This is a genomic window from Pseudomonas sp. NPDC077649 (assembly GCF_044542855.1).
Classification (GTDB): domain Bacteria; phylum Pseudomonadota; class Gammaproteobacteria; order Pseudomonadales; family Pseudomonadaceae; genus Aquipseudomonas.
The window spans coordinates 1-10,036 of the sequence record NZ_JBITVF010000015.1 but is presented as its reverse complement, the minus strand read 5'-3'; the positions used below and the strand labels follow the sequence as shown (position 1 = coordinate 10,036).

The following is a 10,036-nucleotide window of genomic DNA, read 5'->3' as shown; positions in this document are numbered from 1 at the left end:
CGCTGTCAACCACCTCTTTTACCGCTTTCGATCCATTCGACCGAAGCACCGACAGGATCCAACCACCACCCTGTCGACCGGCGCGCATTCTACACGCCAGATCCAGCTTTGCAACCCCTCCTTTAAACTTAACTCATTGATTAACAAGAAGTTTTAGAAGAGCTTCAGCGCTGAAGTGGCGCGCATTCTACCGCCTGAGGAAGGCACGTCAACACCTTTCTGAAAAGAATTACGCCCTCAGCTCTCCAGGGCCTCGCGCAGACCGCTGCGCCGCTCGACCCGCCGCAGCACCGCCTGCTCGAAGATGCCGGCGCGGGTCTCCACCAGGCTGAACCAATGCCGCGCCCGGGTGATGCCGGTGTAGACCAGTTCCTTGGTCAGAACCGGGTTGAGGCTGTCCGGGAGGATCAGCGCACAGTGGGCGAACTCCGAGCCCTGGGACTTGTGCACTGTCATGGCGAACACCGTCTCCACCGCGCTCAACCGGCTCGGCAGGATATGACGCAACGCGCCGCTGCCGTCGTTGCGCGGAAACACCACGCGCAGTACCTGGCGCAGCGGCGCACCGAGGAACTCCGGCGGCTCGGGCAGACGCAGGGCGATACCTATATCGCCGTTCATCAGCCCCAGGCTGTAATCATTGCGGGTCACCAGCACCGGTCGCCCTTCGTACCAGCCATGCTCCTGCTCCAGCAGCCCAAGACGTTGCAGCGCCTGGGCGATGCGCTGGTTCAGCGTTTCGACGCCCCAAGGCCCCTTGCGTACCGCGCAAAGCAACTGGAACTGATCGAAGGCCGCCAGCACCCTGCCGGCCCAGCCATCCCAGGCCTGGATATCGGCGTCCGGCGCCGGACGCTCCGCTTGCATCACCTGCAGGTAATGGGCATAGCCCTGGGCTCGGCGTTCGCCGTCCACCAGCCCCTCCAGCAGCAGACGCTCCAGGGCGCGGTCCTGCTCGCCGGCAAGACGCAGCACATGCAAGTCGTCGCTGCCGGCCGCCAGGGTGGCGCGAGCGGCCTGGGCATCGGCCTGGTTCACCGCACGGGCCAGGCGACCGATGCCGGAGGCGCCGGCGAAGCGCCGCGAGTGACGCAGCATGACGATATGCTGGGCCAGCGCCTGCTCGCCGGGCACCAGCGCCGGATCGGCCATCCGCTCGCCGGTCTGCGCCTCCAGCCAGGCGCGGGTCGCGGAACTATAACCACCGGCCTCCGCTTCCCGACACAAATCGCCCAGCACCGCCCCGGCCTCCACCGAGGCGAGCTGATCCTTGTCGCCCAGCAGGATCAACCGCGCATGAGCCGGCAGGGCGTCCAGCAGGCTCGCCATCATCTCCAGGTCGATCATCGACGCCTCGTCCACCACCAGCACATCCAGCGGCAACGGGTTACCGGCGCCGTGGCGGAAGTGGCGGCTGTCCGGGCGACTGCCTAGCAGACGATGCAGCGTGGTCACCGTACTGGGAATCTGCTGCCGCACGGCGTCCGCCACCGGCAGCGAGGCCACCTGCCCGCCGATGGACTCGGTAAGGCGCGCCGCCGCCTTGCCGGTGGGCGCCGCCAGACTCAGACGCAGCGGTGCCCCGGCGGCCATCGCCGCCTCCTGCAGCAACGCCAGCAGGCGCACCACGGTGGTGGTCTTGCCGGTACCGGGGCCGCCGGTGATCAGGGTGAAGCGCCCCTGAGCCGCCAGGGCGCAGGCCAGCTTCTGCCAGTCGGTCAAGCGCTCGCCAGCCAGAATCAGGGGTTCGGGGAACAGCGTGGCCAGACGCGCCGAGAGATCGGCCGGCGCCGCGGAGCCCGCTTGCAGGCGCTGGGCAATACTGCTCGCCACGCGGCGCTCGTAGTCCCAGTAACGCCGCATATAGAGGCAGGAACCGGCCAACACCAGCGGCGCGCCTGGGTCCTCCAGCAGCGAACTGCCGGCGCAGGCCGCCAGCCACTGCCCCAGTTCGAGTCCCGCCAATACCTGGGATGGCAGCAGCGTCGCGGTCTCGGCGTCCTCGCCTTCCGGCGGTAGGGACAGGGTGAAGTCCGGGTTGGCCAGGGTCGCCGTCAGATCCAGGCAGACATGCCCCTGGCCGAGTTGATGGCTGGCCAGCGCGGCGCCGAGAATCAGCAGCGGCGAGGCATCCGGGTCCAGCTCGGCGAGGAACTGCGCCAGGGCGCGATCCAGTTCCCGCAGCCAGCCGCGCTCGCTCCAGGCGGCCAGCAGGACGAAGAGTTCGGCGCGCTCGCGCAGCGCCGGTGACAGGGTCGGATTCATGCCACAGCCTCCTCGGCTTCACCCATAAACAGTGCATCGAGCTGCTCGATCAGCTCACGCGGCGGCCGCGCCAGGTAGATACCCGATCCCGGTGCACGGAGGAACAGATAGAGCGCGCCGCCCAGGTGGCGGTCGTAATCGTAATCTGCCAGACGCAGGCGCAACTGCCGATGCAGGGCCAGCACGTAGAGCACGTATTGCAGGTCGTAGCGGTGGCTGGCCATGGCCGTAGCCATGGCGTCGTGGGTGTAGGCGCCATCGTCGGCGCCCAGCCAGTTGGACTTGTAGTCGGCCACGTAGTAGCGCCCCTGGTGCTCGAACACCAGGTCGATAAAGCCCTTGAACATGCCGTTCAGGGTGTCCGCGCGCAGCGGTTGCCGGGCGATGCCGAGCAGCTCGCAGCGCTGCACCAGCTCATCCAGGCGGCGCACGTCGACCGCCCGCGCCTCGAACCAGAACTCCAACTCTGCTTGGTACTGCGACAGCTCGGCCAGGCAGACCGCCTCGCCGTCGCCAAGCGGCAGCGGCTGCAGCAGCAACCCTTGCAGCCATTGCTGCAGCGGGTCGATCCAGCTTTCCAGGCCGCGCCGCTGGCAACGCCGCGCCAGCGCCTCGCGCAGCGCGAGGGAATCTGCGGCGAGCTGGGCGAAGCCCTCCTGCGCCGCCATTTCCAGCAGGCCGTGGAGGAAGGTGCCGGGATTGGGGCCGCGGGGAAAGCGATGCAGCCCCTGGGCCGAGGCCGGCAGCGGCGGCAGGGCCAGTTCCGAGCTCTCGTCGTCGCTGGCGTTCTGCATGGCCAGGCTGTCCGGTGCGGCGTCTTCGTAGCGGTTGACCCTGGCCGGCGCGTCCTCGTCGAGGCGCAGGGCGCTATAGGAGGCGATCCACCAGTGCTCGGCGGCGCGCCGCGCCGGGGTGCGCCAACGGGGGACAAACTGTTCGTCGTCCTGCGCCCGATAGCGCTGCTCGCCGGCTTGCGGCACCGGGGCCAGCGTACTGCGCGGCGCGTCTGCGAATGGCGCTAGCCAGCCGGCAAGATCCGCACTAGCGGCCAGCGGCACGCCGCCGCCCAGCAGGTAGCCGAGGGCGGACTCGTGCAACCGCGACTTCCTGCCATTGCCGATCTTCAGGTCCGCCACGCCCAGCCAGCAGCCGTGGCGCGCTCGGGTCAGGGCCACGTAGAGCAGGCGCAGGTCCTCGCCCAGCCGCTCGCGCTCGGCGCGCGCCAGGGTGTCCTCGTCGGCCTTGAGCACCAGGCGGCGGCGCTGGCCGTCATGCACTTGCAGCGGCTGCTTGTCGTCCAGCGGGCGGAAGGCGCAGATAAAGGGCAGGAACACCAGGGGGTATTCCAGGCCCTTAGATTTGTGGATGGTCACCACCCGCACCAGCGCCTCGTCGCTCTCCAGGCGCAGCACCTGCTCCTCGGCGGCCTGGCCCTCGCCAGCCAGCAGCTCGCCCAGGTGGCGGATCAGCGCCAGCTCGCCGTCCAGCTCGGCGGCGGCCTGCTGCAGCAACTCGGCCAGATGCAGCAAATTGGTCAGCACCCGTTCGCCGTCCTCGCGGCCCATCAGCCGCTGCGGCAGGGCGAAGTCCTGCAGCAACTGGCGCAGCATCGGCAGCACGCCCTGCCGCTGCCAGCGCTGGCGATAGTCGCGAAACTGCAGGACCCGGCGCTCCCAGATGCGCTCGTCGAGATTGAGCCGCTCCAGTTCGTCCAGCGCCAGGCCCAGGGTGGCGCTGGCCAGGGCCGCGCGCAGCGGACGGTCCTGGTCCGGTTCGGCGCAGGCCCGCAGCCACAGCAGCAGGTCGCGGGCCTCCTGGGCGGCGAACACTGAATCCTTGTCCGACAGGTAGACGCTGCGCACGCCGCGGGCGGCCAGCTCGCCACGGATGGCCTGGGCCTCGTTGAAGTCGCGCACCAGCACGGCGATATCGCTGGGGCGCAGCGCGACCAGCCCATCCTCCCCGCTGAAGCCGGCGCGGCCCTGCTGGCCCAGATCCAGCAGGCGCACGATCTCGCCGGCACTGGCGCCGGCCAGGGCGTCGAGGTAGGCGCCCTTGGCCAGCGGCTCGTCGCTCGCCAGGTGCCAGAGGCTCAGCGCCGGTTGCGCCTGGCCGTCCAGCGTCCAGGTCTCCTTGCGTCCCTGCGCGCTCACTTCGATAAATGGCAGATCGTCGCGCAGCAGGAAGGCCCCCTCCCCGCCCTCGCGCTGTTCGGCGCGCAAAAATACGCCGTTCACCGCCGCCACCATGTCCTCACTGGAGCGGAAGTTCGTCTCCAGGTTGTAGTGGCGCCCGGCGGTGGCACGCCGGGCGCGCAGGTAGGTGTGGATGTCGGCACCGCGGAAGGAATAGATGGCCTGCTTGGGGTCGCCGATCATGAACAGGCCGCAGTCGTCGCGATTGATCTCCACCTGATAGAGGGTATCGAAGATGCGGTACTGCAGCGGGTCGGTGTCCTGGAATTCGTCGATCAGCGCCACCGGGAACTGGCGACGGATCACTTCGGCCAGGCGCGGGCCGTTGTCGCCCTGCAGGGCGGCGTCGAGACGGCTGAGCATGTCGTCGAAGCCCATTTCCGCGCGCTGACGCTTCTCCCGGTCGAAACGCTGGCGCACCCAGGCGGCGGCATGGCGCAGTGCGGTTTCGGCCGGATCGCTGAGCGCGGCGAGGCGCTCGGGCAGCACGGCCATGGCCTCCAGCGCGGGGCGCACCGGCGGCTCGCCCTTCCAGGCTTCGGCCAGGCCATCGGGGGTCAAGCGGCTGAAGCCGGTGCCGAGGTCCAGGCGATCCTCCTCGCCGCTCGCCCAGTCGCGCAGCTTGCTCAGCCAGGGATTGTAGTAGCGCGCCTGGATCTTGCGGGCATTCACCTGCTTGGCGGCGACGGCCGCATCCAGCAGCGCCTGCAACTCGTCGGTCCAGGTGCGCCAGGGCGTCTTGAGGACCTCCAGTTCGCGCTGGCGATCGGCCAGGGCTCGCTCCAGCAGCTCGCCCAGCGGCTGGTCGCCGGACGCGCCCTCCTCGCCCAGCAGCGGCCGCAGCCGCGCGCCGAGGTTGGCCGGCGCGCCCCAGTGACGCGCCGCCCACGCCAGCGCCGCGCCCTGCAGCGGATAGCAGTGCTGCCGCCAGTAGTCGCGCACCACTTCGGCGAGCAGTTCGCTGTGGTCGGTCTCCAGGGTCTGGCTGAACAGGCTGCCGCTGTCGAAGGCATGCTCGCGCAGCATCCGCTGGCACCAGCCATGGATGGTGGAAACGGCCGCCTCATCCATCCACTGTGCGGCCAACTCCAGGCGGCGGGCGCAGTCGGGCCACTGGGCCGCGGGGAAGTCCGCGCGCAGCTCGTGCAGCAATGCATCGGCCTCGCCGTCGCCGCGAAACAGCACCGCCGCCTGCACCAGACGTGCGCGGATACGGTCGCGCAGCTCGCGGGTGGCGGCATCGGTGAAGGTCACCACGAGGATCTGCGGCGGCAGCAAGGGCTCGCGGAAGGCCGCGTCGCCGCCGTGGCCGAGGATCAGGCGCAGGTAGAGCGCGGAAATGGTGAAGGTCTTGCCGGTACCGGCGCTGGCCTCGATCAGGCGGCTGCCGTGCAGCGGAAAGCTCAGGGCCAGGGGACGTCGTGACGGGCTCATGGCCTATCCTCCTCGAGGGCAATCGGCTGGCTTTGCAGCAGCGGCCGGTACAGTCGCTCGCTCCAGACCGGGAACTGGCGATCGGCGGTCAGCGCGGCGTAGTTGGGGAACTGCCGCGCCAGGCTGGCGCTGCCGGCCACTTCGCCGCTGAGGTTGTAGCCACCCTCGTAGACGGCTCTGGCCTTGTCGTCGTCCTCCTCCTGCAGCCAGGCCAGCGACGTCTTCAACGCCACCGGCAACGGCGCCTGCATGCCGGCATTCCAGGCTTGCAGCCAGCCGGCGAGCAGCTGCGCCGCATGCTCGGTTGGCAGCGGCTCGAAGGCCAGGGCCTGGTCCTCGCCCACCAACAATGTGCTGATGGGCGCGCCGCAAGCGGCGGCGATCACGTGCAGCACGTAGGGGCGCAGCAGGCGATGCCACTTCCAGGTCTTGTCCTTGGCCAAGGCGCCGGGCAGCAGCTCCAGGCGTGCCAGGCTGCCATCGGCCTGGCGCCGCAAGCCACCGAGCCAGCCGTCCAGTTGCACGTCGGCGGCGCTGAAGCTCAGCCGCTGCGGCGACTCCAGCAGCTCCGGCCACAACAGGCAGAGCCCCTGATAACGCAGCAGCTGCGCCGGCAACGGCGCCAGCAAGGCATCGCGGTATTGCGCACCGAAGCCGGCCAGCGGCAGCACGCCGCTGCGCTGCAGGCGGTCGGCGGCCGCCAGCAGGGCGCCCTCGGCATCGCCGTCCGGGGTCAACACGGCGGCTTTCAGCAAGCGCTCCTGCAGCTGGTAGCGTTCCAGCGCGTCGAGGGCGAAGGGTTCGCTGTCCAGCCGGGCCTGCTCCTCTTCATCGAGGAACACCTTGAGGCGGCGGGTGAAGAAGCACTTCACCGGATCACGGAGGAAACTCTGCAACAGTTCGGGGCCGATCTGCTGGCCATCCTCCCAGGCCGGCAACGCCCCCTGGGCCACGGCGGACGCGGCCTGGCCATGCAGCGCGGCCCATTCGTGGACGTAGCTGAACAGCCCCGGCTCGTCGCCGAAGTAGCGACGACTGAAGGGCTGCAGCGGGTGTTCGGTGGTCAGCGCAGGCAGCAGGTCGCCGCCGCCGACCAGGCTCCAGGCTGCGCCGAGGTGGTCGCGCAACTGGCCGACCAGCACCGACGGCGGGCGCTCGCTGTTGTCGCGGATGCTGCGGCCCACCCAGCTGATATAGAGGCGCTCGCGCGCCGCCAGCAGCGCCTCCAGCAGCAGGTAGCGGTCGTCCTCGCGGCGCGAGCGGTCGCCGGGGCGGTAGTCGCCGGCCATCAGGTCGAAGTCCAGCGGCGCCTGGCTGCGCGGGTAGTCGCCATCGTTCATGCCGAGCAGGCAGACGTGACGGAAGGGAATGGCGCGCATCGGCATCAGGGTGCAGAAGTTCACCGCGCCGGCGAGAAATCGCTGGCTCAGGCGGCCCTGATCGAGATCGCCGAGCCAGGCTTCGCGCACCACCGGCAGCGGCAGCGGCTCTGCCAGGCCGCCGGTTTCGCACAGCGCCAGCCAGGCGTCGAGGGCATCCAGCAGCTGAGTGCGCAGCACCTCCTCGCGGTCGTCCTGAGGCAGGAAGAAACCCTCCAGCAGGTCGCGCAAACGCGCGCCCCAGCGCGCCGGGCTGGCTGGTTCGCGCAGCGCTTCCAGTTGGCGTTCGAGAGCCTCCAGCAGACGGGTCAGCGGCCCGATCAGGGCGGCGTCGAGGCCGCCGATCTCGTCATAGGGCTCGATGCCGGCATAGGCCCCCGCCCCGCCCACCGCGTAGCCCAGCAGCATGCGGCGCAGGCCGAAACGCCAGGTGTTCTGTTCCAGGCCTGTACCCAGCCCCAGGGATTCGCGCTGGCGGGCATCCAGGCCCCAGCGGATGCCGGCGCCTTCCAGCCAGCGCCGCAGGGTGGGCAGCTCCTCTTCCTTGATGCCGAAGCGCGCGCGCAGGGCGGCGACGTCCAGCAGGTCGAGCACCTCGCTGACACTGAAGCGACTGTCCGGCAGCTGCAGCAGGTGTTCCAGGGCGATCAGCAGCGGCTCCTTGCCGCGCAGGCCCTGGTCCGCCAGGGTGAAGGGAATGTGCCGCGGATCGTCGCTGGCGAACTGGCCGAACACCGCCTGGATTTGCGGCGCGTAGGTGTTCACGTCCGGCACCATGACGATCACGTCGCGCGGGCGCAGGCTCGGGTCTCCGCTGAAGCAGGCCAGCAACTGGTCGTGCAGCACCTCCACCTCGCGCTGGGCGCTGTGGGCGACGTGGAAGCGCAGCGAGCGGTCCCGCGCCGGATCCAGCGGCGGCCAGGTGGTGCGGGTTTCCGCCAGCGGGCGCAGGTCGAGGATGTCATTCTGCAGTTGGCCCAGCAGGCTGTCCTCGCGCGCCGTACTGAACAGGTCGATGCGCTCGAACGCCTCGCGGTAGCGCTGCGGCTCGTCGTACTGATCGAGCAGGTTGATGTAGTCGCGGCCCTGCTTGCCCCAGGCAGCCAGCAGCGGTTGGGCGTGCTGGTGCATCTCTTCCTGGTCGAACAGGCCGATCTGCCCGGCCGGCTTGCCCTTGCGCTGCTGGCGGCGGTACTCGTGGCGCAGCAGGTCCTTGTCCTCGACTATGTCGCCCCAATGGTGCTGGCAGGGGTTGTGCACGTAGAGCATCACCTGGCTGAAGCGCGCCATGGCCGCCAGCGCCTCCAGCACCTGGGCCGGCAACGAGGAGATACCGAAAACCGTGATCCGCCGCGGCAGACCGGGCGGCGGCGCGTCCAGCTCGGCCAGACGCGCGACGAAGCGCGGATGCACGCCAGCGCGGCTGTCCGCCAGGTGCTCCGCGCCGACATCCGCCAGCAATGCCCGCCACAAGGCCGGTTGCCAGCGCGAGGCCTCGTCCAGCAAGCGCTCGCCACCACGCGAGGTGCGTAGGCGATCGTGCCCCGCCGCCCAGTCCGCCAGCCAGTCGGCGCGATAGACCTGGTACTGGTCGAACAGATCCGCCAGGCGCTCGGCCAACTGGTGGCGCTTGCGCAGGTCGCCGTCGTCGGCGAGAAAACGCCGCAACGGGGCAAAGGCGTCGTCCGCCAGCAGCGCCGGCAACAGGCGCATCAGACGCCAGGTCAGCGGCGCCTTGTCCAGCGGCGACTGCGACGGAATCGCATCCTTGCCCAACACGCCGCGGTAGGCCTGCCAGAGAAAACGCGCCGGTAGATCAACGTCCAACGCTGCGGCGATACCGCAACCGTCGCGCTCGGCCAGCGCCAGTTTGAGCCACTGGGCGATGCCGTTGCTCTGCACCAGCAGCACCTCGTTCTCCAGCGGCCGCAGCGGATAACGACGCATCCACTGCACCGCCAACGCGCGCAACTCTTCCAGATGGTTGCCGTGGATCACGATAAGACCGGGGGACAGCTCCGGACTGGCGGGCATCGACTGGCTCCTTGCAAATAACAATGGGCAAGTTTGCCAGTAATTGGCGACCAGGTGCGTCGAGAACGTTTGGCCATTTCAAGCATCGCCAACTGGCGGGGAACTGGCATTACACGATTCTGTTGCGGGGGATTGGTTACCGAGCCCCGCAGATCGGCACCGACAGTATTGAGGCGGATGAAAGAATTCGCAGACACAAAAAAGCCTGGTCATCACTGACCAGGCTCTAATGTAGGGTTTTTTGGTCGGGACGGAGTGATTCGAACACTCGACCCCTTGCACCCCATGCCAGAGGTCGATCTTATAAGGCATTGATTTTATTAGGATATTTTTGAGCGCTCGCTGCAGCCATTGCTCTACGCTATCCGACGGTTATCAACGATTCCCCGCAAAAGTCCCTCACTAGAGGGAGGCCTTCTGCACGCGCGGTCGCAGATAGCCTTTCTAGATCGTAGCCAATGAATTCTGGCGGGGCAGATCACATGCCCGGCGTGGCGACTACAGTGCAAACTACCTCAACTGATTGATCAGGAGATCCAGGAGCCAAGCGATGAAAGAGACGGACGACCATGCAATGGATTCCCCTACACTTGATCAAGTTCAGTGTCCGTATATCGGCCTAGATATAGGCCGGCTGAATCGACCCTAGTTTCGTAGACACCTTCAAGCCTCATAATGAGGCCCATCAGGAGGTGCCATGAGCAACCAGCGTTACCCCGAAGAATTCAA

Annotated in this window: 3 protein-coding genes; all 3 read right to left on the bottom strand. The window is 68.3% G+C overall.

Annotation, left to right across the window (positions count from 1 at the left end):
• Window positions 1-237 precede the first annotated feature (237 nt).
• From recD to recC, 3 genes are read right to left on the bottom strand one after another with little or no spacing between them, the layout of a single operon-like run.
• Window positions 238-2,265, bottom strand: a complete 2,028-nt coding sequence (recD, locus tag ACIGFL_RS23980; RefSeq protein WP_397498798.1) for an exodeoxyribonuclease V subunit alpha — start codon at window positions 2,263-2,265, stop codon at window positions 238-240.
• Entirely contained in the window at window positions 2,262-5,894 is a 3,633-nt protein-coding gene (gene recB / locus ACIGFL_RS23975; RefSeq protein WP_397498797.1) for an exodeoxyribonuclease V subunit beta, read from the bottom strand. Before recB ends, recD begins: the two co-directional genes overlap by 4 nt.
• Window positions 5,891-9,307, bottom strand: a complete 3,417-nt coding sequence (gene recC / locus ACIGFL_RS23970) for an exodeoxyribonuclease V subunit gamma (RefSeq protein WP_397498796.1) — start codon at window positions 9,305-9,307, stop codon at window positions 5,891-5,893. Before recC ends, recB begins: the two co-directional genes overlap by 4 nt.
• Window positions 9,308-10,036: the final 729 nt, after the last annotated feature.

Excerpts from the sequence above, each read along its gene's own strand:
- recB (WP_397498797.1), bottom strand. The coding sequence starts at position 5,894 with ATGAGCCCGTCACGACGTCCCCTGGCCCTGAGCTTTCCGCTGCACGGC.
- recD (WP_397498798.1), bottom strand. The coding sequence starts at position 2,265 with ATGAATCCGACCCTGTCACCGGCGCTGCGCGAGCGCGCCGAACTCTTC.
- recC (WP_397498796.1), bottom strand. The coding sequence starts at position 9,307 with ATGCCCGCCAGTCCGGAGCTGTCCCCCGGTCTTATCGTGATCCACGGC.